A 21,834-nucleotide genomic window follows, 5' to 3' on the forward strand; every position below is an offset into this window, starting at 1 on the left:
AACTCCCTGCCGGCTGCTGGTCCCTGCGGCTCCCCACCCATGACACCTCCGCCGCACCGTAGGTCCCCCGACCCACATGCAATGCGTTACGCAGGCTATGCCTGACCTCCGCTCCCCGACCACGTTTTCGTCACCTTTCCCGAGAGCTACGGGGGCGCACGCCGAAGGGCGCGCCCCCTCGCGATCCCATCCAACGCAACCACTTCGCCGCCAACAAAGGCCATGCTCCTCCGCCGGGCCACCGCCCGGCCCACGACGTCGATCCTGGAGCCGTCCGGGTCCGCTTCCTACACACCGGAAGCGGTGAGGCGCGCATCAGCACGGCGGAATGGTTCTGCGGGCCCGAGACACACCAACCCATTCCTGCCAATTCGTCTTCCTAGAGGCGTTGTTGACCCTGCCGGGATCACCCAATTACCTTCCGCTTGCCCCCTCTTGGAGATCTTCTGGTGAGCTGCTGTGGGGATTGCCAACTAGGTGGATGGGTATGGCGATTGAGCTGCCTGGGCAGGTGGTGTCGTTCCTTCAGTTCATCGGGGTGAACTGGCCGAACATCGATGAGGACAAGGTCCGCGAATTCGCTTCCCACGTGCGGGATTTCGCGCAGAAAGTGGATGACACCCACAAGGACTCCACTGCCACGATCAACCAGCTCCAGGACGTCTACCAGGGCGCGTCGTACGAGGCGCTGCTGGCCAAGTGGGGCCAGATGTCTGATGGCCATATGACGGAGCTGGTCAACGCCTGTCATGTGGTGGCCGATGCACTGGACATCGCGGCGGACACGATCGTGGCGATGAAGCTGGAGGCGATCGCCGAACTCACCGTGCTGGCCATCACGTTCATCGCCGACCAGGCCGCCGCGGTCGCCACGCTCGGGATCGCGGAGGCGGCCGAAGCTCTGGTGATCGAGGCAGCCGAGAAGCTCATGGACTACCTGGTGCAGCAGCTGGAGCAGTACATCATCGGCCAGGTCATCGAGGCGGCCGTCGATCCGCTGGTGGAGACGGTCGGCAAGGCTGTCGGCGGCCTGGTCTTCCAGGCCGCCGAGTCCGCCCTCGGAGTCTCCGCCGGCGGCGGGGGCGGCCGTGCGGGCGAGAGTTTCTCCATCCATCCGGAGGCGCTGCACGCACGCGCGGAGAAGCTGCGCGGGCATGCGCAGACGGTGGCGTCGCACGCCGCCGAATTCGAAACGAAGGCTGCGGGGGCGAGCTTCGAATGAGCAATCCGATCGTCAAGGCACTGGAGCACGCCGCCGAAAAGCTGGGCAAGACCCTGGGCAAGGACGCCGGCAAGGCGGCCCAGGACCTGTACCACGGGGCGGGCGACCGGTTGAAGAAGGTCGCCACCAATCATGCCGAGAACGACGCCAAACACGCCGCGGAGCTCGACAATCTCCTCAAGGACCATGGACACCAGGAGCTCCCCAAACGCCCGCATCCGACCACAACAGGGGGCGAGTCCAAGCACCCGGGAACGAACAGCAAGACACGGGACCAGCTGGACGAGAATCACACGAACAACAACACCCGACCCGAGAATGCCAAGGAGGAGTGCGGGGATCCGGTGGATGTCGCCACCGGACAGGTCTTCCTGACGGAAACCGACATTTTCCTGCCCGGCATCTTGCCTCTCCGGTTCATGCGGAAATTCGAGTCCTCGTACCGCGTGGGCCGGTACATAGGACCGTCGTGGTCCTCCACGGTTGACCAGCGCCTGGAGATCGACGAGCAGGGGATCGTCTTCGTCACCGAGGACGGAATGCTGCTGTCCTACGACCTTCCTGAGCCCGGTCAGCGGACACTGCCGAACCACGGCCCTCGCTGGCCGTTGTTCCGTACGCCTCAGGGCGATTGGAGCATCGAAAATCCCAGGAGCGGACACACTCGATACTTCTCCGAAGCCGCACACGCCCCCGGCCTGGCCCTACTCGATGAGTTGACGGATCGCAACGGCAACTACCTCTCCTTCGATTACGACGACGAGACCGGCGCTCCGCTGGCCATCAGGCACTCCGGTGGTTACCACCTCACGTTCACCTGCGACCAACAGGGTCGTATGACAGCGCTGCATCTGACCGGCGGCGCGGAAGACGGGGGTCATGCGCTGGTCGTGTCGTACGGACACGACGACATGGGCAACCTCACGTCCGTCACCAAATCCTGCGGTATTCCCGGCCGGTACGAGTACGACGAACTCCACCGGATGACTGCCTGGGTCGACACCAACGGCAGCCGCTACGAGTACACCTACGACACAAGCGGCCGCTGCGTGTCCCAGGGCGGCACCGACGGCCACCTGCGCTACCGCTACGCCTACCGCCAAGCCGACCCCGAAAGCGGCCACCGCATCACCACCGCCACCAACTCCCTCGGCCACACCAGCTACTACCGGATCAACGAACGACTTCAAGTCGTGGCCGAGACCGATCCCCTGGGCAACACCAGCCGGAAGGAATGGGACCGCTGGGACCACCTCCTCTCTTCCACCGATGCGGTCGGGAACGTCACCAGGTACGTATGGGACGACGATCACAATCTGGCGTCGATTCAACTGCCGGACGGCAGCGTGCAGACGATCACCTGCAACGCACTCCACTTGCCGGTGGAGATAACCGGCGCCGATGGCGCGGTGTGGCGGCAGGAGTGGGACGGCAACGGAAATCGCATGTCCGTCACCACTCCGGACGGTGCGCGTTCGACATTCACCTACGATGCGACTGGCGCTGTCACGGCGGCCACGGATCCGGCCGGGGCAACACGGCACTTCGTCAACGGCAGCGCAGGGCTGCCGACGGCCGTCACGGATCCGCTGGGAAACACCACGTCGGTCGTCCGCGACGCATTCGGGCATGTCACCCGGCTGACTGATCCAGCGGAAGCGATTGTCCGGCTGGAATGGACAGTCGAAGGAAATCCCACCCGGCGCGTCCTGCAAGACGGCCGCGAGGAGTCGTGGACGTGGGACGGTGAGGGAAACTGCCTGTCCCACACCGACGCGAACGGCGGCCTCACGCGTTACAAGTACACCCACTTCGACCAGTTGGCGGCGCGCACAGGCCCCGACGGCGTCCGGTACGAGTTCTCTTACGACACCGAACTTCAAGTAACCGGCGTCCGGAACCCACTGGGGCTCACCTGGAACTACGTCTACGATGCGGCGGGACGTCTCCTGTCCGAGACGGATTTCGACGAGCGCACCCTCACCTACCGGTACGACGCCGCCGGCCGGCCTACGTCCCGCACCAATCCGCTCGGGCAGACCATCGCCTATGCCTGGAATCCCGTGGGCCAGTTGGTGACCAAGGACGCCGCGGGCGAGGTCACCGAATACCGCTACAACGTGGCCGGCGACTTCATCGGTGCGACTTCCCCGAGCTCCACGCTGACCTGTGAACGTGACGTGATGGGTCGCGTGTTGTCAGAAACCGTGGACGGTCGCACGACGACCTATTCCTATGACGGAGAAGGCCGTCGCATCTCCCGCGTCACCCCCACGGGCGTAGCCACACACCTTGCCTACGACCTCGCCGGCCATCGCACGGAGATGTCCGTGCACGGGCACAAAGTGACGTTCGCTCACGATGAGCTGGGCCGTGAAGTGCGGCGCGCCTTCGGCACCGCCCACGAGCTCGTCACGCTCGCCACTGCCTGGGACGAACGCAGTCGGCCCACCCACCAGACACTGGCCACACAAGCCCACACCGTCCGCTCGCGCGCCTACCGCTACCGCGCCGACAGCTACCTCACGGCCGTCATCGATGAGGCGAGGGGAACGCGAAGTCACGTCGCCCTGGACCCGGTTGGCCGGCCGGTGGCGGTGACGGCCGAGAACTGGTCCGAGTCATATGCGTACGACTCTGCAGGCAACCAGACGACCGCCGAGTGGCCGGACCACGCCGGCCACATCGCCGCTCGCGGCGAGCGCGCATACTCCGGCACCCGACTTCTGACCGCCGGCAGGATCCAGTACGCATACGACGACGCCGGGCGCACCCTCCAACGCCGGAAGACCCGGCTGTCGAAGAAACCGGATACCTGGCGCTATGAATGGGATGCCGAAGACCGCCTGATCGCCTGCTCCACCCCTGACGGGACGGTATGGAACTACACATACGACCCCTTGGGCCGCAGGACCGCCAAGCGTCGGCTGGCAGCGGACGGTTCCATCGCGGAAGAAATCATCTTCACCTGGGACGGCACACGCCTCGCGGAGCAGACCACATCCCACACCGGCGTCACTCTGACCTGGGATCACGACGAGCATCGCCCCCTGACACAGACGGAGCGGCGGCTCGACCGGGACCAGTCCGAGATCGACTCCCGCTTCTTCGCCATCATCACCGATCTCGTCGGTACGCCCACGGAACTCGTCGATGAGACCGGACACGTTGCCTGGTACTCCCGCAGAACGCTCTGGGGCACCACTGCACGGAATCGCGATGCCACCGCCCACACACCGCTGCGGTTCCCTGGCCAATACGACGACCAGGAAACCTCCCTCCACTACAACTTCCATCGCCACTACGACCCCGACACGGCACGCTACGTCACGCCGGATCCCCTCGGACTGGAGCCCGCTCCGAACCCCACCACCTACCCGCACAACCCCCACAGCTGGTCCGACCCTCTGGGGTTGGCCCCCGAGAGCTGCCCGAAGAAAAAGGCCCAGCGCAGCGACCCTGAGCGGGTCTGCACCGTCGGGGACTACGCCCAGGAGTCCATTCCGGCGCAGAGCAAGTCCCAGAAGTTCACCGCCGAGGAGCGAGCGCAGATCAACGACCTCGGCGAGCAATTCGGTTGCCACACATGCGGCTCCAGGGACCCGATGTCGAAGGGCGGGAACTTCGTGCCCGACCATCAACCCATCAGCTCATGGGTTCCGGACGGGACGCCGCAGCGCCTCTACCCGCAATGTCTGCCGTGCAGCCGGCAGCAAGCAGGCTGGGCAAGGCAGCTCGCGCCTATCATGAGGCCCTTGTACGGGAGCAAATGAAGTGATGGAGCGTATGGACACTCCCCCTGCATCGGCACACAACCCGACGAAATGGATTGAGTCCACCGGAGGCCCGTTCGTCCTCCTTCCCGCCACTCACGCCCTCGACTGGCAAGGAATCGAGGGCGACGACTATGACGCGGCATGCCTCGTGGAGGACTATCTCGGGCGAGTGGAATTCGGCCCGGAGGACCAGAAGGTGCCGGGCATCGTCGTAGCGGACGAGCCGTTGCCCACCACGTTCCTGCCAGATCTGCAGTGCTTTCTCCAATGGAGCTATGCACCATCGGAGCAGGCACTGGTCGACGGCGCCCGCAGCTCGTTCCATGACATTGACGACTGGCATCAAGGCCCTGCGCTCGATGTCCAGGACCAACTGATCGTGTTCGACGCAACGGTCCCGGGACATTCTCTGGAAGAAGCCGAGACGCTACCCGTCTCGTTGCCCGCGGGCAGTTACCGGTTCCACACCGCGGACTTCGAAGTCGGCGACGATGTCGCCGGGCGCCTGCACGCCCTCAGACCGCTCGACCCGCATCGCTCATGAAGCCGGACGTGCGTCGCTCGTGCGTCACGACACCGCCCGTGACGCACCCGGCGCCCACCCTGCACAGCTGAAGGAACTGCTGGTCAGTCCCCCTTGGCCGCCCGCTCCAAAATCACCACGCACTCCACATGATGCGTCATGGGAAACACGTCGGAAGCGACCCTTGACGGAAAAGACCAGGTCAGAGGCCCTTTTGCGAGCGTCAGCAGAGCACTTTCAAGATCGGAGCGTCAAACGAGCGTCACGATTTCCGCCTCAATCGGCGCCCTTGAATCACTGATCCGAGCCCTCACCGACCGCCCTGGCCACCTGCTAACACACGCCAAGCGCACTGTCGGCTTCCGAGCCGATGAGTCGTGACCGAGCGCCGATCAGTGACAGAGAGTACTCGCAGGCTCCGCAGGGCGCGAACCGCCAATTCCAGGCACCGATAATCCTGCCCGCGCCGCCACAACGGCAGCCCGTGCGGACCGGTCTGCCAGGGGACGCCGGTTCCGGCCCGTCGTAAGGCCCGGCACCGGCCGTCAGTGCTGGTGGTCGTGACCACCGTCCGGCTAGAGGCTGGCCGCCCTCAGGCACGTCCCGGCCACGTACGGGACCCGAGGTAAAACGGGCTTCCCGCCGGCTCAGGTGAGGACGATGTCGGCGGGGCGGCTCCGTGGTGAGGTAGTGGCGAAGAAGGCGTGCAGGGGCCGGTCGATGTGTTGTTCGCGTCCGGTTCCCTGGGTGGCGGCATCTAGCAGAGGCGCGAGGTCGCCGGTGTCGGCTGGTGTCAGGATGAGCCAGCGCAGGATGATCTGCAGGGTCAGGAGCCGAAGGGCGCGCAACTCCTCAAGCTTCTCGTGCTCGGTCTGTTCTTTGATCTTGTCGCCGTGCACATAGCGGGATCGGGCGTCGTACGCGCGCCGGACGAGTGCTTCGGTTCGCTCGCGCTCGGTGGGGGTGAGGAATAGGGCAGCCGCGCGCGATCTGATGCGACTGGCGATGCCCTCGTCCTTGCCGTCGTCGGGGCTGATCAACAGGGCTTCCAGGGCGATGACGTAGTCGAGGTACAGCTCGTCCGCTTCCACCTCCCAGATGCCATAGTCGTCGTAGGTGCGCTGGTAGGCCGCCACAAGATGCCGGCCGGCGCGTTCAAGGCGCCGCGCACGCAGTTTGGGGACGCGCCGCGGATGGGTCAGACCGACTGTGACGGCGTCGATCTTCTTCGTTATGGCTGTGCAGAAGGCAGTCAGAGCCGATAGCTGGATAGGCCGGACGTGGAACTCGCCGGTGTCGCGGACCTCGACTTCTTCCTCTCGTCCTTGACTGCCTGGGTAAACGCGGATGGTGGTGGGCACGGCGGGGGGATGTAGGTTGAAACGGCGGCCATGCTGGACCGTGAAGACCGAGTCCACCCGCAACAACTCGTTGCCCCACAGCATCAGCGGGAGAAGGGCCTGCCAGTGCTGGGCTCCCGCCCTTGGGCCGGTGATGTCGAACCAGGTCGGACGGCGAGTGACCGTGCGACTAGGGTCGGGAACGTGAAGGAACGGCGCGCCAGCAATCAGGTCGAGATCGAGGCTCCAGGGGTGCAGGCCGTTCAGTGCAGGCGTCGGAACCGTCTGACGGAGCTCGTCGGCAGTGAAGGTCTGCAGAGTGTGCCGCCCCAGCGCGAGCCGTGTTCCCTGGGGGAAGGTGGCGTTGAGGAGCAGCCATCGTTCAGGGACCCGTGCCTGGCCAGTGCAGAAGGTGACGAAGCTGTCGGCGACCTCGGATACGGGGACTAATACCCCTTGGGCAATCAGCTGAGCTGCTTCAGCCAGACCGGACTCTGCCAGCAGCGTCCGGTGATCCAACATCCACTCTCCTTTGACCTTGGCGTAGAGGTCGGGATGCTCGTCGCGGGGCGCTGCGGCAGCCACTGCTCTCACCACGTCCTCCCAGTGGGGCTGGAGCATCAGCATCACTATGGAATGGGATTTCGGCGAGAGGCTGCCCGCGTACTCGAGCCACGACAACACGGCATCGCGCAGGGGGAGATGCTTGCTCATGGGTCTGAAACTAGCCGCCCGCGTCAACCGTAGGCAGTGGTTTTCCAACGCGAAACCTGTAGCGGCTGGCGTTCTCGATGTACACACCAAGAATGGCTATGCCTGAAACGTGTCCCGTTGGCCCCGGACCAACTCGTTCCCCAAGCCGGTCTCCCCGCGCCGCGCCGTGTCCTCACACCACGACGAACCACATCAAGTTCAGCGCCGAGCCACGCTCCACTCGGTGACTCCCCGCGCCCATCCGATGTCAGTGAGGCGGGATACCGTCCTCTCCACGCTGAGGTGAGGGGAGAACCATGGCGAGGAACGCCCGGGCCAAGCAGCTGCGGGAGTACGGCCTGTCGGTGCTGGAGGGGGCCCGCTCGGAGCAAGTGCTGCGCATGGCACGGCAAGTGAACGCAGCGTCGTACACGAGCGCGCGGGAGTACGCCGGCCGCTCGCTTTTCGAATTGCTGCAGAACGGCTACGACGCGCATCCGAGGGACCGCCGCGACGGATACTGCTTCCGCTTCGCGCAGAAGGTCGACGTGGAGGAGTTCCTCGCCGGTGTCCACGCGCCAAGGACGGCTTTGTGGGCATCGGGTTGGAGGTGTAATGGTGGGCTCGGGTATGGGAACTCCCGGAATACCTGAGGTACCGACGAAGTGGGCCTCACCGAGTGACGAAACACAGGCATGGGCCGGTCGGGTACCGTCAGGATGTGCCTACGTTCGTCTACCGACCCTCGTGGAAGGGAATGCGGGCTCACCTGCGCGGGAACTCCACGCGTCGGAGGCCACGTTCCTGCAGGTCAACAAAATCCGTCGGTTGTCCGGGACCCTGAGCCTCGCGGACACCCGGCGTCACGGAATGCCCGCACCGTGACGCCCCGGCTGCACACTGCGGACGGGTTACGTCATCAACTCGATGTGCGGATGCTCGGGCTTCGCCGGGCAGACGAACAGATGCTGCCGGTAGCCGCTGCCTACCTGGACCCCGGTCGCGTTGTAGCCGCGGTGGCCGGGGTACGGTCCAGCACCTGGGTGGGGGTACGGCGACCAGCTGTTCCCGGCGTCGTCCCCTTCCTCAAACGTGGCGACGGTCATCAGGACCTCCATGCCGGTGCCGCACTCGGAGCAGGGCTGCTGGCTGGGGTCCTGCGGGCTGATCCGCAGCGGCGCGGCATCGGCCCACGCGGTGCCGGCGGGCTCGGGACGGGTGTGGCGGGCAGCCAGTGTCTCGGGGTCCACGGTGAGGTGCCGAGCCGGGTACAGCCAGAAGGCGGTACGCCACAGCCGGTGCCGGGCGTCGTCGTCGGGCGCTTCGGCGAACCAGCGCGCAAGGGTACGGAAGTCGGCGGAGCGGTCCGAACGCCCGGCCCGCCGCTCGTTCAGCGACCGTACGACGGCCAGCAGTTGCGGGATCGCGCCCAGTGCCCGGCCGCGCAGCAGCCGGGCCTGCGACTCCCGGCCATCTCGGCTGAGGAACCAGGCCGCCAGCCCCGCCCATCGGCCGGCCCACCGCTCGTACGCGGCCCGCTCCGCGGACGCCGCCTCCTGCGGGGTGGCGTCCGCCGCCTCACGGGCGACCGCGGCCCGCAACAGCAACTCGATACTCCCGCCCGCCTCCAGCTCCAGCTCCAGCTCCAGGATCAGCCGGGCGATGCGCCCGCCGAGGGTGATCAGGTCCTGGATGAACCGCTCCAGGTACTGGATGAGCTGGTCCTTGTAGGCGAGGAAGACCTCCCCCCCACGTCGTGGAGGTCGATGGTCCGCTGGAGGGAGCCCATGAAGGCCCGCGCGTTGTCGGCGAGCGCGCCGAACGGCTCGCGAGCCCGTCCAGCGCCAGATGTGTCTTGGCCGGATCGGGTTCCTCCTCGGCCGCCAGCACGAGCAGGGCCCGCAGCTGCGTCACGATGTCGTGCAGCGCGACGGCCTGCAGCGCGCCTCGCCGCCCGAGCGCCTCGTCGTACGCGGACAGGGCCTCCTCCGCCGCCTCCCCCTCCGTCGTGAGCTGGTAGATGAACCGCTTGCGGTAGAAGTCCTCCACGGCGGTGACCCGGCCGGTGTCCGGATCGGCCCGCAGGTTCCCTCACCCCACCAAGCTGTCGAGCGCCTTGACCACGACGTCGAGTTCCGCCGGCTGGGCCTCGGAGGCCAGCCCCGCGTACACGTCCTCGGGCCGCAGATGCACGGCGAACCGCTCCTTGGCGACGAGGAAGGCCCGCATCACCGCCCGGTAAAGCAGCACGTTCGGAGCGGTGAGATGCGCGAAGGGGCCGTAGCCGTGGGGCAGGCCCTCCGCCTGCGGAGAGGTCATGTCCATTGCCCGACATCCTCCTGGAGCCTCGTCTGATCGGCAGGGACTTGAGTACTTGGCCGATTCGCATCGGCCCCGACCGTGTCCGGACCGCAACGACGTCACCAGAAGCGCTGGAGGACGCCGGTGCGCTGGAGTTCCGCCACGTGTTCCGCGGCACGCGCCGGCGCGGAACCCCCTCTGATGAGTGTTCCGGCCTCGATGTTGCGGTCCACTCCCGATTGCGTGAAGTTGGCGCTGGTGATCAGCAGCGTCTGCCGGTCGGCCACCGCAAGCTTCGCGTGCGTCTTGGCCCCGGGCTCCGTCCTCTGGCCCGGGGGCCAGTGCCACAGGCGCACTCCCGGCACATCGGCGAACGCGCTCGCCGGCTCGTCCCCGGACAGGGCGCTGCCTGCGCCTTGCAGCGTCTCGACGACGATGTCCAGGCCGACGCCGCGGGCCGCGGCATCCTGCAACGCCTGTGTCAGAAGCGGGTACCGCCGTGCCGAATAGGTCATCAGGGTCAGCTCTGTCCGTGCCTCGGCGATCAGCCCCAAGAGCGCCCGGTCCGTGGACCGTACGGGCACCCGGTGCGAAGAGGGGCCGCTCCACACCAGTGAGACCTCTTGTTCCCGGTCGCGTTGTGCGTAGCCGGCGGCCAGCCCGTGCAGGCAGGCCGCGGCTTCCTCCCGGGACAGGCCGTCCGCGTCCATCGCGTCGAGCAAGGCGGCGGCGGGCTCCGTGTAGGCGGAGGCCGACCGGACCGTGAGGAGCGTGGCGCGAGGCTGTCCGGCGGCTATGCCCTCGGCCAGTGCGCCCAGCGCGAGGTTCCCTGCGGCCGCCTCTACCTCCACGGCGGCCTTGAGCAGCCGTGCCCATCTCATTTGAGGCCCTGGAGGAGCACGAGGCCCGGGTCGTCAATGGGGACTATGAACCGTCGGTCCAAGAAGCGGTTGCCTCGCTCACAGGTCGTCTCCGACACGAACAGGCATACGTGGCATGCGGCGCCGTGCAGGAAGTCCTCGTGCGGGGGCCGGGGCAGCCGGTCCGCACACAGCGGGTCGGAGGAGCACCGCTCGGCATCGTGGAGGGCGCGCCGGACCACCCTGCTGAACTTCTCCGGTTCTGCCAGGGCCACCAGGCCGCCCAGGGTCCCTTCGGCGTCGGGGACCGCGGTGTAGATCAGGATGCCGGTACGCCGGTCGTCCTCGCGGCCGGCGTAGATCCGTTCGGAGAGGCTCGCCGAGGAGTAGCCGCATTCCAGCGAGATGGCCCGGATCAGCAGGTGCGACAGGGTGTGGAGCGCGATGTACCGGGCTCCGGGCCAGCCGCGCAGCGGATCGTCGGTGTCCTCGACACGGCCCGAGTAGCGGTTGCGGCGGAATTCCACGTAGGCGTCCCGGTGCGCCGCGAGCGCCGCCGTGCCGGCCACCCGCTGCTCCCAGTCGGCCATCAGCTCGTCCGAGACCCGCAGGAAGATCCCCTCGCCGCGCACCTCGCTGGCCGGCACCCAGGCGGGGACGCGGCTGCGGGAGAGAGGTGCGCGGGCCACCAGAGTGGGATCTTCGGGGTCCGGGGCGTCGAGCCGGGTGAAACCGATCAACGCCCTCACCTCCCGCAGCCGCTCCGCCTGGACGACGTGCGAAATGACCCCGTCGAGGGCCGGCGGCACAGGGACGTCGCGCAGCGCGAAGTCCTCGGTCGGTTCCGGAAGCTGCGGACTGGTGAAGACCTCCCATTCGGGCGTGAGCAGGTCCGGGTACGAGGCGGCCTCCGAGGACCGGGGCTCCGCGGCCGAGACCCGGTGCGCCTCGATGGCTTCGAACACGTCGGCCTGGCTCCACTGGTGCAGCGGCTTGAACTGCGGGAGCTCCCAGACCATGTCGAGGAATTCCTGCGACTTGGCCTTCTGAAGTTGCTCCCACAGCTGTTCCACCTTGCCCTGGAGGGCGCTTCCGCTGGTCGGCGGTACCGCGAGGACGCTGAGCGTCTGCGCGAACCACTGGTTCGAGGCGCCGATGACCAGCGGCTTGGGCCGCTGCTGGCAGCCCGCGGGGTCGAAGGTCGCCAGGTGGGGGTGGCGGCCCCGGCACTGCGGCAGAGTGATCTCGCCGCGCTGCCCCATGGCGTCGCGGATGTTGCGCTCGCTGCCGCAGTTCACGCAGCGCACCTTCACGTTGGCCGCCTGATTGCCGCCGTGGTCGAGCATCTCCAGCCGCGGGTGGCTGGCCTCCGCGCAGTTCCCGCCCCGGTGGACGAACGACGCGTACGGGAAGTCGTCCAGGTGTCCGGCCTGGCAGACCAGGACGAAGCGCGCCGCTACGGCGAGCGGGCGCTTGCCCTTGCGCTTGGCCGTGCAGTTGTCGTGGAAGAAGCGCGCCTGGTCGGGACGCCGGGGCTTGGCGTTCTCGAACTTGAAGATCTTCGAGTCGAGGCCGCCGAGGGCGTTGCAGGCGGTGCAGCGCAGCCACTGAGGGAAGGGCAGGACCGGGACGCCGACGCGGGATGCGGGACCGTTGGGGTCGTTGTCCGTGCCGTCCATCCAGGGTGCCGGGCGCAGTTGAGTGACCTGGGCGCCGTACGGGTCGCCTATCAGGCCGTTGACTGCCCGCAGCAGCCGCGGCTCCTTCAGGTCCGCCCACTCGAAGGCGTCGTACTGCCAGTCGTCGATCCCCCGCACCAGGACAGCGAAGTTGGGCAGATCGACCAGAGCGCCCACACCGCCCGTGTACATGAGGTGGCTGGGGCGTACGGAGCCGACCCGGCGCCGGTGCTGTGTCTTGTCCGTCATGCCTGTGCCTTCTTCCCCTGACTGCCGGCCTTGTCGGCCTTGCCGTCCAGTACGGCGCCCGTTTCGTCTCCCTCAGGCGAGTCCTCACCGTCGGAACCGGCCTGGCCCGCCCCGGCCGCGTAGTTCCACGCGGGAGCACCGCCGACCACGTCGTAGAGGCCGGCTCCCGGTACCAGCAGGTTGATCTCGTTCTCCGTCTCACGCATCGACTGGGCGACCGTGAGCTCGTCCCAGGTGGCGCCGGTGGCCCGGTTGAGCAGTCCGCTGAGCCGCTGGCCCTGCCACGCCGCCTCTTCGTATCCGAGGCGGGCGGAGCCCTGCTTCTTGTGCGCCCAGGCGTCCTTGAGGACCTCGATACGCTCCCCGAGGTACTTGCGAGCGCGCGGCCCGCCGACGGTCTCGGCGCGGGCCAGGAACCGATCGGTGACCTGCTGCGCGAGGGGGCCGTCGAGGTCGACGTCGTAGGCGTCGTGGTTGCGGGAGTGGGGCGTGGTCGCGTTGCGCACTGCGGCGATCCAGGCCGCCGCCGTCGTACGGTCCAGGGACCGGCGGGCGAACGGGGTGACCGAGAGGGCTTCGACCTGACGGTAGAAGGTGTCGTGGTAGTGCCCGAAGTTCTCGAAGTGGGCAAGGTCCCGCGGCCGCGTCCAGTTGTAGAGCGCCACGACCAGTCCCGGGCGCTGGGCGTCACGGCCCACGCGCGAGGAGGCCTGAATGTACTCGGCCGTGTTCTTGGGCTGGCCCACGACCAGCATGAGGCCGAAGCGGGAGACGTCGACCCCCACCTGGAGCATGGAGGTCGCGATCACCGCGTCGACCGCTCCGGTGCCCTCGTTGCGCAGTCCGAGCTTCGAGATGTCGATGCGCTGCTTGTGCTGTGCTGCCACCCGCAGTTCATCGACCACCGCCTGCCGCCGCAGGGTGGTGTCCATGGACTCGTCGAAGGACACCTCCAGACGGGACAGCACCTCGGTGATGTCCGCGGAAGAGATGCGCGAGGTCAGCTCCTGGACGGACAGCATCTCCGTGCGCCGCAGGAGGCGGTTCGACAGGCCCTTGCGGATTCCGTGGATCCGTACGCGAGTGGCGATGTCGTCGTCGAGGAAGCGCCGCATACCGGCGAGTTCCCGCGTGGCGTTGAAGTAGCCGACGAGCGTCATGTACGGGTCGGCGGGCTTTCCGTGCCTGTCGAAGAGGGTCTGGCCGGCCAGGAAGAGGATTTCGGCGACCCTGATCTCGGCCTGCTTCATACGGACGCCGTGGGCACAGATGCCCAGGTAACGCCGCCCCGGCGCCTCCTTCGAGACCTCGACCTGCTGGGAGAAGAAGGTGTCGCCGATGTCGATGACCTGAGGTGGGAAGATCGCCGTTTTCCGCGCGAAGACACCGCTGATCTGGTCCGCCGACCGCTTGGTCGTGGCTGTCGATGCCACGATCTTGGGACCGACCCGGACAGTGGTGCCGTAAGCGTCCTGCGCCGGCCAGCCGCACAGCTCGTCGACGGCCGCCTCGAACAGGCCGACGGTCGTGCCCAGCGCACCGGAAATCAGGTGGAGTTCGTCCTGGATGATCAGGTCCGGCGGACGCCGCCTCGTCACCGGCTTGCTCTTCACGGCCGCGTGCTTGCCCTTGGCCTGGTGCTTGTCCCCGCACTTGGTGCGGGTGTCGAGATCCGCGTGTCGGTAGCCGTGCCGCGGGCAGAGGTCGGTCACCCGCCCGAACAGCATGCCCGCCTGGCCGCGCCAGGGCAGCTGCGCCAGCTTGTCGACTGTGGCGATCAGCAGGCTGGGGGCCAGCCGGTAGATCTCCTCGTCCACGGTCAGGATGGGCAGTCCCTCGCCCGGTGAGCGGCGCTGCGAGAAAGGACAGGCCTGCTTGCCCTCGCCGTTGGGACAGTAGAGCAGGATGCGGCGCAGGTCCTCGTCGGCGTGCAGGTCGCGCTGGGCGCTCAGTGCGGAGCCGCACCAGGGGCAGGCCAGCGTCTGAAGCACCTTCGCGCCCTTGCCGTCTCCGGCGTCCTTTGCCTCGGCGATCTGCTTCTGGGCCTCGTCGAACCCGTTCGGGGAGACCGCGCCGCCCACCCAGAGGCCGATTCGGAAGGGAGTCGTCCCCCAGCGTACGTCGCCGCCGTCGTAGGCCTCGCGGCGCAGCACTTCGGCGGCGCAGACGAGAGCCGCCGCACGCTGGAACTGCTGGGCAGTCAGCAGCCGCAGGGTGTACCGCATCAGCACGGCGACGCCGGCCTCGCCACTGCGGGCGTCCTCCCCCGTGCCGATCGTGCCCTGGAGCCGGCGGATGGCGAAGGTGAAGGCCGCAAGCCCGAGGTAGGCCTCGGTCTTGCCGCCGCCGGTCGGGAAGAACAGCAGGTCGACGATGCCGTCCGGCCCCGCCTCGCGCTCCTTCAACGCCGGGTCCGCGAGCGCCCGGAGGTTGAGGAGGACGAAGGCCAGCTGGAACGGACGCCACGATGCGGCGGCCGGGCCCTCGGCGTCGATGCGCTTCTTGGCCTCCTGGAACTCGATGCCCTCCCGCTCCCGCAGGGCCGCGATGGCAGTGTGCTTTCGCTGCAGGGCCATCGCCCGGTTGGCGAAGCGGAACGCTTCCAGCACGTCGGGGCGTTCAGGATTCGAGAGGGCGTCCACGCCGAGGGTGATCCGGACTGCGACGTCACGGGCCTGGCTCACCGCGTCGAGGGCGCTGGTGCGCAGCGCCCCGGTCAACTGCTCGGCCTGAGCCTCCCGCTCATCGAGCCAGGCGCTGTAGCCGTTGGCGAGCGGAGCCAGGGCGTCACTCAGCGCGGACGGGGGGAGCACGGCGAGCTCGTCCATGGACAGCTCGATGCCGTCGAGGTGCTGCGCGTTCGTCCCGGACGGGGCGATCGTGGCCGGAACGTCGTGAACCGGAAGCCAGGTGGTCGTGAGGGCGTGGGCCCTGCGCTCCCCCTTGTCGAGGGTGACCGCCACGGCCACGTTGCGGCCCGCCGCGTGCTTCAGGTGGTTGCGGTAGAGCAGCGTCAGGTGCTGCTCCTCAAGGTCGGCCGCTCCGAGAGCGTCCTGGGCGGCTTCCTCCGCCTCGTCCAGCGGATCGGAGATCGGCAGGAAGACCGGCGCCTTGCCGTCGGTGGCGGTGACGTGCAGTTCGGTCTGGAACAGCCAGGCCACGTCCTTGGCCTGTTGTGGTTCGTCCTGCGCGTTGACGAGGGACAGTTCGACGACGCGGCTCGGTCCGGCGGCGCCCGGCCGGTTGCGTACTTCCGCGACCAGCCGGACAGCGGGGGCGTCCTCCTGGTCGGCGGTGAGCGGAAGGACCTGGCGGGGCGCGCCGTCGACCGGGACGGTGACGGACTTCTCCACCTGCTCCCGGGTCCAGGTGGAACGCGCGACGCCGTCGTCGCCCAGAACCTGCGAACGGTGATACTGCCCCCACCGGACCCGCACGGAGACCGCGGCCGCGTCGTCCGTCGCCGGGACGGCGAACATCAGGCCCATCGACGAGGCCCACATGCGCCCCGCGTTCTGGGTGGTGAGCCGCTCCGGAAGCCCCTGGTCGGTGCCGTCCCCTTCCCCGTCGGAGTCATCGAGGAGCTGCTCGTCGGCGGCAGCAAGGGTGGTACTCAAGGCACGCTTCGGCCCGATGCGCCCGACAAGGTACCGGTCGCGGGGCCCCGCGGCCCGGTGGTCGAACTCCTCGTCCGGCCCGTCCCACGGGCCGAGGAGATCCCGGCTGATGAGCTCGCCCAGGTCGTCCCGGATCTCATACGAGGACGCCGGTACGAGGTCCTGTGCCACCTCGCGGACCCGCTGGAGGAGGTCCTCCTCCGTCGAACCGCTCGTGCCGCCCTGGCCTTCGGCGGTCTTGCCCGTCGCCATCAGTCCACCCCTCTTTCGTCCCTCGCGCGGTGCCCTCGCGGGCCCCTCCCCACAGCGCGGCCGACGCCGCCCGGACCGTGACAGCCGGTCATGATTCCGATGCTAGCGAGCACCTCTGACATCAGAATGCCGGTACCGCGCGGGGCAGGGCCTGTTCGAGCAGTTCACCGATGTCCTTGTCCCCGCGCTCGGCCAGCCGCTCCAGCAGGGCGGCAGCGTCCTGGCCCGGCTCCATCCCGATCCGCCGGGCGATCACCTCCACCGCTTCCGTCGGGGTCACCGCGGCTGTCCAGCCGGTAAGCCGGGCAGCCCCGTCCTCGGCGCTGAGTCCGTCTGCCGGTGCGGGCAGCCGCAGTGCGGTGAGCCGGTCGTCGGTCACGTTGAAGAAGACCTGGTCGCCGACGGTCGCCCCGAGGTGCTCCAGCAGCGGCTTCACCGAGCCGAAGGTGGGCTGGGCGCGCCAGGTGAGGGAGGTTTCCCCGGCCTCGTGGCCCAGCGGGACCGGTTCGCAGTGGGGGGCGCCGCCGATGTGGGCGGCCCAGCCGGCAGGCACCGGGAAGCCGGAGCCGCGCAGATGGTCGCCCGTCACTTCGATCCGATACCACCAGCGTCCGTCCGCTCCGACGAAGCAACGCCGCGTACCGGCGACGTCGTTGCGCGGCACGTACGGCGCGTCCTGTTCGCTCGCCTGGTCGGCGACGCGGACCCAGCCGCGACGGGTACGGGCGAACCCGGGTCCGCCGAGGTTGGTGCGGACCGATGCCGCCGATACGTCGAACCGGGAACTGATGGCCTCAGCGATCGCGTTGACCTCAGCTTCCCCACCCGCGTTGGTGATTTCACGGGCGATCATCTCCCGGATGCCGAGATACTCCTCGCCGCCCCACGCGCGCAGCCCGTACAGGTTCCGGTCGAGCCGGATGAAGCGCTCGTCGGTCCAGATCTGGTTGCGCATGCTGTTGATGGCGGTGCCGTCGGCGAGCTGTTCGTGGATGTCCTCCATGGACATCGGCGTCCCGTGCAGGGCGAGCACGGCGGCGGCCCGGTCGTTGAGCGAACGCCCCCAGTACAGCAGCCGTCCCTCCCGCACCTGGAAGCGTCCGATCTCAGCTGCCCAGTCGGCGAGCACCTCGCCCCGGACTCCGTAACGCTGCCCGAGGGCCACCGCGTCGTCCCAGGCCAACGGGGTGTCTCCACAGACGGCGAGCAGGTCCTCCTGCATGACCGTCCGCAGTGCGGCCACGTCGCCCTGCACGATCCAGGTCCCGACGAGTGTCCCTCCGGGCAGCAGCCGTGCCACGATGTCCCCGAGGGGGACACCCATCGCCTCTACGAGGCGGGCGTGGTCCGGGTGCAGAGCGTGCACCTCGGCCACCCGGCCCACGGTGCCGAGCTGTTCAGCCACGGCGGCCAGGTGCCCGGCGAAGGCCCGGCCTTCCTCATCGGCTGAGAGCCACCGCCGGACGGAGCCCATGACGGCGCGCTCCAACTGCCGCACCCTCTCCCGGCTGACGGAGAACCGCTCGCCCAGGCCCTGGAGCTTCACCGGCTCATCGGTGAACGTCCGCTGCCCGGCGATCACCAGGGCGCGCTCATCCCAGCCGTCGACCAGCCGTGTGAAGGCGGCGAGCGGCTCGGCCATCAGCGCGGGAGCGGGCGTCGGGCTCGCATCGTCGCCGACGTGCCGCTCCTCGGCGTCTTCGGCCGGGTCGTCATCCTCGAAGTCCTCACGGGGCGCCGGAAGTTCTACGGCCGGCGGCTGATCCCCGGTCGCCTGGTCTTCGGCGGGAGCGGGAACAAAAGCTGGCGACGGCACGTCATCGGGCTCTTCCTCCAACCCCTGGAGTACGGCGAGCGCCGCACGTACCTCGACCGGGGCATCCGCCGGTAACCACCGGGCGATCGCGGCCACGGCATCCCGTACGCGCGTCCCCTCGCTCTCGTCCCGGGGCACGCCGCGCTGGTGCAACCGGTCCAGGATCGAAGCGAACGCCGCGGCGAGTACCCGGTCTCCGTCCACCACCCCGGGCCCTGCCTCCCGAGCGACCTGCGCCACCGTCTTCCCCGGCTCGGCTCCCGGGGTACCGAGCAGCCTCAGTACGGGAATCACGTCCCCGAGCTCCGCATGCGACCACAGGGACCGCAGGGCCTGCGCCACCTGGTGGCTGAGCGCCTCCACTCCGATGACGCGCTCAATCTTCCATCAACGGCGTTGCGTGCCACCAGCCGAGCGGCAGCCGTACGTCCTCCAGCCGGCCGGCGAGCAGGTGCGGATCGGCGTATCGGAGGGCAGGCAGGAGATCGGCCAGCGAGGTGGAGGCGTACGGCGCGGCGGATGTCATGGTCGGGCGACACTCCAGAGACGGGGCGGGCGGCCACGGTCGGTGAATGACTCGCTCGACCTTACGATCCCCCACTGACAGTCACTCCATGATCACGCTTCTTGTGCCGCCTGACCAGGGGGCAGTCCACATTCCTCAGGAGCCGGCGCCCTTGCTCACGCAGCGGTCCGGTCCGGCGCGGGGCCGCAGTCCGCGCACCGGGCGTCTGGGACGCAGCTGCGGAAGGCACGTTCGCAGCCGTCGCACGTGATGAGAGGTGCGGGCCGGGGGCGTTGTGGCTCGGGCTCGGACACCGGGAGGGGCGGCGGCAAGAGGGTGGTGAGGCGGTGTTCCAGGAAGCGGGGCGGGTGGTGGATGGGGACCGGTACGGGTGGCAGGTTGGCGGTGAGAGTGCGCGTGATCTGCTCGGGGGTCGCATCCGAGCGAGCCACTCCTCAACGGCGGGTGTCAACCGCTGGACGTCGCGCAGGGAGAGGATGAGGCGGGCGTCGATGGTCCGAAGCCGGGCCAGGAGGTCCGCCGCCGGCCCTGCGGCCGGTGGTGGGACGGGCTCGGGCTCGGGTTGCGGCGCGGTTGGTTGTTGCGGAGCTGGCGCGGCTGAAGGTCCGGCTGCACAACCGGGCTTGTCGTAGGCGAGGGTGCGGGTCGCGAAACGGCCGCCCCCGAGCGGGATCCTCCGGCGCGCCAGATACCCCGCTTGCTCAAGCTCGTTGAGGGCTCGACGGATGGTGATCTCGCCTTCGCGGAAGCGGAGGGTGAGGGCCTTGGCCGTGACACTGACCCCGTCCGGAACGGACTGGATGTAGACGGCGAGCCCGATCGCGACGGCGGACAGGTGCGGATGCTGGGCCAGGTGGTTGCCGACGACCGTGAACCGGTCGGTGTGGCGGTGGCGGAAGTGGATCACCCCGGCGCTGGGGGCGTCCGTGGGGATCGGATTCGCGGGGCGCGCGGGCGCGACCGCGTTAGACTGCGGATCAGCCATCGGGAAGCTTCGCTCTTCCGGATCGGTCAGGCCCTCGCCAGGACTGCAATCCTGTCGGGGGCCGTCTGCGTGTATGGGGTTGTTGCGGCCGACCGTACCCCACGGGTCAGGGTGTGCGTCGCGCCCTTCACCCGATCGTGTGGCGACGGGAGTTGGGCCACCGGGTTTGGTTGGGTGGGTTCTCTCTCGTTCCTTTGAAGGGCGATGTGCCGCACCGGGGTCCAGCAATCCGCGCCCCGGCGACGGACCGCCCTACGCCTCTCGGACGTGCTGCACGAAGGCGCTCCAGGCGGCGTTCCCGACGAGGATCACGGGACCGGCGGGCGTCTTGCTGTCCCGGACGGGCACGGCGCCGGGGACGCCGTCGGCGACCTCCACGCAGTCGCCACCGCCCCCATCGCTATAGGTGCTCTTGCGCCACGACACGATCGCCATGTCTATCCGTGCAGCACTCATGGTCCGAACTCCTTCATCGCCTTCCGAATCAAGGCGGTTGATGCCTCGGGCGACAGCCCCTGGGCATGTACAAGATCGTAACGATACGAGTGCTGTGCCACCATGGCTCTGTCCTCTACCAGTTCACCGGAGTGACCGGCTTCCAGATATGCCACATCAGGCCCGTTCTGGAACGACAGCACGGTGAGGGAACCTCCCATTGCCGAGTGGCCACCAGCAACAAATGGCAGCACCTGGATCTCGATGCGCGGAGTCGTGGCCGCCTCGGCAACGCGCGCCAGCTGGTCCCTCATGATTGCCCCTCCGCCCACTGGCCGACGGATCACCGCTTCGTCGAGTACGACCCACAGCAAGGGCGGCTGCTTGCTCTGGAGCAGCGCCTGTCGCTCCATCCGCGCAGCCACTTTCTCCTCCACCTCCGCCTCTGTGCACCAAGGCAGGCCGAGCCTGAGCAGCTCGCGGGCATAGGCCTCGGTCTGGAGGAGGCCAGGCACGCTGTGCGCCATGTACTTGTGCATGGCGCTGGCCCTTGCCTCGTAGGCCATGAACTTCTGCGCCCAGTCTGGATACGGCGTTCGCTGGATGTGACCCCACAGGTCGACCAGATCACCGTCGGCATTGAGTAACCCGTCCAACTTGACGTTGACGTCCTCGGGAGGTGTGTCGTTGCCCAGTTCAAACTGAGCGATCCGACTGTGCGCAATGGGGACCTTGTCACCGAGCTGCCGCTGCGTGAGCCCGGCACGGATCCGGAGCTTGCGCAGCTTCGCACCATAGAGCGCGGCGAGGGAGGCGCTCGGGTCGAGTTCCTTGGGGGCGGGCACTGGCGACTCCCGTTTTCGTTCCGATGCTCCGAAAACCGTTACCCCTGGTGAGCGTAGCGCTACGCCTCCATGCTCATCCCTGAAAGGCAGTGATCGGCAAGGAGGCAGGCGGACATGGATGCGGGCAGGCGTGGGCGCTCGGCGGACAAGGCGCGGGAGGCGGAGGCGGCACGGGACGAGCTGCGCGAGGCGTTGACGGGGGTGGATGTCGTGTTGCCGTCACTCGGGGTCGATCTGGTGTCCCTGACGAGCGACTACCTGTCGCCGCTGGTTGAACTCGGTTGCTGCCGGGCCGATGTGGCGTGGAAGTTGGCGGCGGCCTTGAGGAAGTGTGCCCAGTGACCGAGGAGTCGGCGCCGGAGACGGAGGACGAGGCCGACTCAACCGAGGACGCCACGGCCGGCGCAGTACGCCACGAGGTACTGCTGGCCAAGGTCCGCGAGGCCAACAAGCGCAGCCTTGCGCCTCGGCAGTAGGGGGCTGGGCATGCAGCGGGTAACGCAGACCCTGGAGGTCATGCCCGATGGGGTGCGGCGAAGGGATGTGATCGCCGTGGGCGGCATCCCGCACCGGGTCCGGGATGTAAGGGAGTTACGGGAGTGGCGGAAGCGACTGGAGGACGGGAACGTCTTCGTTCTGGGCCGGTGGGCCACGGTCAAGGTCTCCCGTGACCGGAACGCCGGCGGCGGACCGGTACGCCACTGGCGCTGACAGG

The 21,834-nt window shown here is 68.2% G+C and carries 16 protein-coding genes and 1 pseudogene; 7 read left to right on the forward strand and 10 right to left on the reverse strand.

The window, feature by feature from the left end; genetic code table 11:
* Nucleotides 1-487 precede the first annotated feature (487 nt).
* The 3 genes from AB0E02_RS07295 to AB0E02_RS07305 are packed head-to-tail and all read left to right on the forward strand — an operon-like array spanning nucleotide 488 to nucleotide 5,542.
* Nucleotides 488-1,222, forward strand: a complete 735-nt coding sequence (locus AB0E02_RS07295) for a WXG100 family type VII secretion target (RefSeq protein WP_362136987.1) — start codon at nucleotides 488-490, stop codon at nucleotides 1,220-1,222.
* On the forward strand, nucleotides 1,219-4,995 hold the full coding sequence (locus AB0E02_RS07300) for a DUF6531 domain-containing protein (RefSeq protein WP_362136989.1): 3,777 nt from the start codon (nucleotides 1,219-1,221) through the stop codon (nucleotides 4,993-4,995). The genes AB0E02_RS07295 and AB0E02_RS07300 overlap by 4 nt, the downstream gene beginning before the upstream one ends.
* A gap of 4 nt (nucleotides 4,996-4,999) precedes the next feature.
* Entirely contained in the window at nucleotides 5,000-5,542 is a 543-nt protein-coding gene (locus tag AB0E02_RS07305; protein WP_362136991.1) for an Imm21 family immunity protein, read from the forward strand.
* A 626-nt stretch (nucleotides 5,543-6,168) separates the two neighbouring features.
* Here AB0E02_RS07305 and AB0E02_RS07310 read toward each other — a convergent pair.
* A complete protein-coding gene (locus tag AB0E02_RS07310; protein ID WP_362136993.1) occupies nucleotides 6,169-7,575 on the reverse strand; it encodes a hypothetical protein in 1,407 nt (468 codons plus the stop codon).
* A gap of 296 nt (nucleotides 7,576-7,871) precedes the next feature.
* Here AB0E02_RS07310 and AB0E02_RS07315 point away from each other — a divergent pair, with 296 nt between their 5' ends.
* Complete coding sequence (locus AB0E02_RS07315; RefSeq protein ID WP_362136995.1) at nucleotides 7,872-8,207, forward strand: hypothetical protein; 336 nt, start codon at nucleotides 7,872-7,874, stop codon at nucleotides 8,205-8,207.
* Between the two features lie 258 nt (nucleotides 8,208-8,465).
* Here the strand turns inward: AB0E02_RS07315 and AB0E02_RS07320 are convergent, their stop codons facing one another.
* The 9 genes and pseudogenes from AB0E02_RS07320 to AB0E02_RS07360 all read right to left on the reverse strand — a co-directional run bounded on the left by AB0E02_RS07320 (nucleotide 8,466) and on the right by AB0E02_RS07360 (nucleotide 21,119).
* Nucleotides 8,466-9,248 carry a DUF2397 family protein gene (locus AB0E02_RS07320; protein ID WP_362137154.1) on the reverse strand — a complete coding sequence of 261 codons (783 nt, stop codon included), beginning with the start codon at nucleotides 9,246-9,248 and terminating at the stop codon, nucleotides 8,466-8,468.
* Nucleotides 9,133-9,879, reverse strand: a pseudogene (locus AB0E02_RS07325) (DUF2397 family protein). The gene AB0E02_RS07320 and the pseudogene AB0E02_RS07325 overlap by 116 nt, the downstream one beginning before the upstream one ends.
* Nucleotides 9,880-9,974: 95 nt before the next feature.
* The gene (gene drmC, locus AB0E02_RS07330) at nucleotides 9,975-10,736 is read right to left on the reverse strand and encodes a DISARM system phospholipase D-like protein DrmC (protein ID WP_362136997.1); all 762 of its coding nucleotides are present in this window, start codon (nucleotides 10,734-10,736) and stop codon (nucleotides 9,975-9,977) included.
* Nucleotides 10,733-12,643 carry a DUF1998 domain-containing protein gene (locus AB0E02_RS07335; protein ID WP_362136999.1) on the reverse strand — a complete coding sequence of 637 codons (1,911 nt, stop codon included), beginning with the start codon at nucleotides 12,641-12,643 and terminating at the stop codon, nucleotides 10,733-10,735. The genes drmC and AB0E02_RS07335 overlap by 4 nt, the downstream gene beginning before the upstream one ends.
* On the reverse strand, nucleotides 12,640-16,512 hold the full coding sequence (drmA, locus tag AB0E02_RS07340; protein ID WP_362137001.1) for a DISARM system helicase DrmA: 3,873 nt from the start codon (nucleotides 16,510-16,512) through the stop codon (nucleotides 12,640-12,642). The genes AB0E02_RS07335 and drmA overlap by 4 nt, the downstream gene beginning before the upstream one ends.
* Nucleotides 16,513-16,633: 121 nt before the next feature.
* A complete protein-coding gene (locus AB0E02_RS07345; protein WP_362137003.1) occupies nucleotides 16,634-18,691 on the reverse strand; it encodes a hypothetical protein in 2,058 nt (685 codons plus the stop codon).
* A 13-nt stretch (nucleotides 18,692-18,704) separates the two neighbouring features.
* Nucleotides 18,705-18,854, reverse strand: coding sequence for a hypothetical protein (locus tag AB0E02_RS07350; RefSeq protein ID WP_362137005.1), 150 nt, complete (start codon nucleotides 18,852-18,854; stop codon nucleotides 18,705-18,707).
* Nucleotides 18,855-20,091: 1,237 nt separating this feature from the next.
* Complete coding sequence (locus AB0E02_RS07355; protein WP_362137007.1) at nucleotides 20,092-20,295, reverse strand: DUF397 domain-containing protein; 204 nt, start codon at nucleotides 20,293-20,295, stop codon at nucleotides 20,092-20,094.
* Nucleotides 20,292-21,119: a helix-turn-helix transcriptional regulator gene (locus tag AB0E02_RS07360; RefSeq protein WP_362137009.1), complete on the reverse strand. Its 828-nt coding sequence runs from the start codon at nucleotides 21,117-21,119 to the stop codon at nucleotides 20,292-20,294. The genes AB0E02_RS07355 and AB0E02_RS07360 overlap by 4 nt, the downstream gene beginning before the upstream one ends.
* Before the next feature lie 114 nt (nucleotides 21,120-21,233).
* Here AB0E02_RS07360 and AB0E02_RS07365 point away from each other — a divergent pair, with 114 nt between their 5' ends.
* Genes AB0E02_RS07365 through AB0E02_RS07375 form a run of 3 tightly spaced genes read left to right on the forward strand, consistent with a single transcriptional unit; the run spans nucleotide 21,234 to nucleotide 21,830 of the window.
* On the forward strand, nucleotides 21,234-21,461 hold the full coding sequence (locus AB0E02_RS07365) for a hypothetical protein (protein WP_362137011.1): 228 nt from the start codon (nucleotides 21,234-21,236) through the stop codon (nucleotides 21,459-21,461).
* Entirely contained in the window at nucleotides 21,458-21,595 is a 138-nt protein-coding gene (locus tag AB0E02_RS07370) for a hypothetical protein (RefSeq protein ID WP_362137013.1), read from the forward strand. Before AB0E02_RS07365 ends, AB0E02_RS07370 begins: the two co-directional genes overlap by 4 nt.
* Before the next feature lie 10 nt (nucleotides 21,596-21,605).
* Nucleotides 21,606-21,830: a hypothetical protein gene (locus tag AB0E02_RS07375; RefSeq protein ID WP_362137015.1), complete on the forward strand. Its 225-nt coding sequence runs from the start codon at nucleotides 21,606-21,608 to the stop codon at nucleotides 21,828-21,830.
* Nucleotides 21,831-21,834: the final 4 nt, after the last annotated feature.

The sequence above is a fragment of the Streptomyces sp. NPDC048196 genome (assembly GCF_040652715.1).
GTDB lineage: Bacteria > Actinomycetota > Actinomycetes > Streptomycetales > Streptomycetaceae > Streptomyces > Streptomyces siderophoricus.

Coding starts and splice junctions, on each gene's coding strand:
- drmC (WP_362136997.1), bottom strand. CDS start 10,736: ATGAGATGGGCACGGCTGCTCAAGGCCGCCGTGGAGGTAGAGGCGGCC.
- AB0E02_RS07355 (WP_362137007.1), bottom strand. CDS start 20,295: ATGAGTGCTGCACGGATAGACATGGCGATCGTGTCGTGGCGCAAGAGC.
- AB0E02_RS07305 (WP_362136991.1), top strand. CDS start 5,000: ATGGAGCGTATGGACACTCCCCCTGCATCGGCACACAACCCGACGAAA.
- AB0E02_RS07365 (WP_362137011.1), top strand. CDS start 21,234: ATGGATGCGGGCAGGCGTGGGCGCTCGGCGGACAAGGCGCGGGAGGCG.
- drmA (WP_362137001.1), bottom strand. CDS start 16,512: ATGGCGACGGGCAAGACCGCCGAAGGCCAGGGCGGCACGAGCGGTTCG.
- AB0E02_RS07350 (WP_362137005.1), bottom strand. CDS start 18,854: ATGACATCCGCCGCGCCGTACGCCTCCACCTCGCTGGCCGATCTCCTG.
- AB0E02_RS07315 (WP_362136995.1), top strand. CDS start 7,872: ATGGCGAGGAACGCCCGGGCCAAGCAGCTGCGGGAGTACGGCCTGTCG.
- AB0E02_RS07300 (WP_362136989.1), top strand. CDS start 1,219: ATGAGCAATCCGATCGTCAAGGCACTGGAGCACGCCGCCGAAAAGCTG.
- AB0E02_RS07310 (WP_362136993.1), bottom strand. CDS start 7,575: ATGAGCAAGCATCTCCCCCTGCGCGATGCCGTGTTGTCGTGGCTCGAG.
- AB0E02_RS07295 (WP_362136987.1), top strand. CDS start 488: ATGGCGATTGAGCTGCCTGGGCAGGTGGTGTCGTTCCTTCAGTTCATC.
- AB0E02_RS07335 (WP_362136999.1), bottom strand. CDS start 12,643: ATGACGGACAAGACACAGCACCGGCGCCGGGTCGGCTCCGTACGCCCC.
- AB0E02_RS07375 (WP_362137015.1), top strand. CDS start 21,606: ATGCAGCGGGTAACGCAGACCCTGGAGGTCATGCCCGATGGGGTGCGG.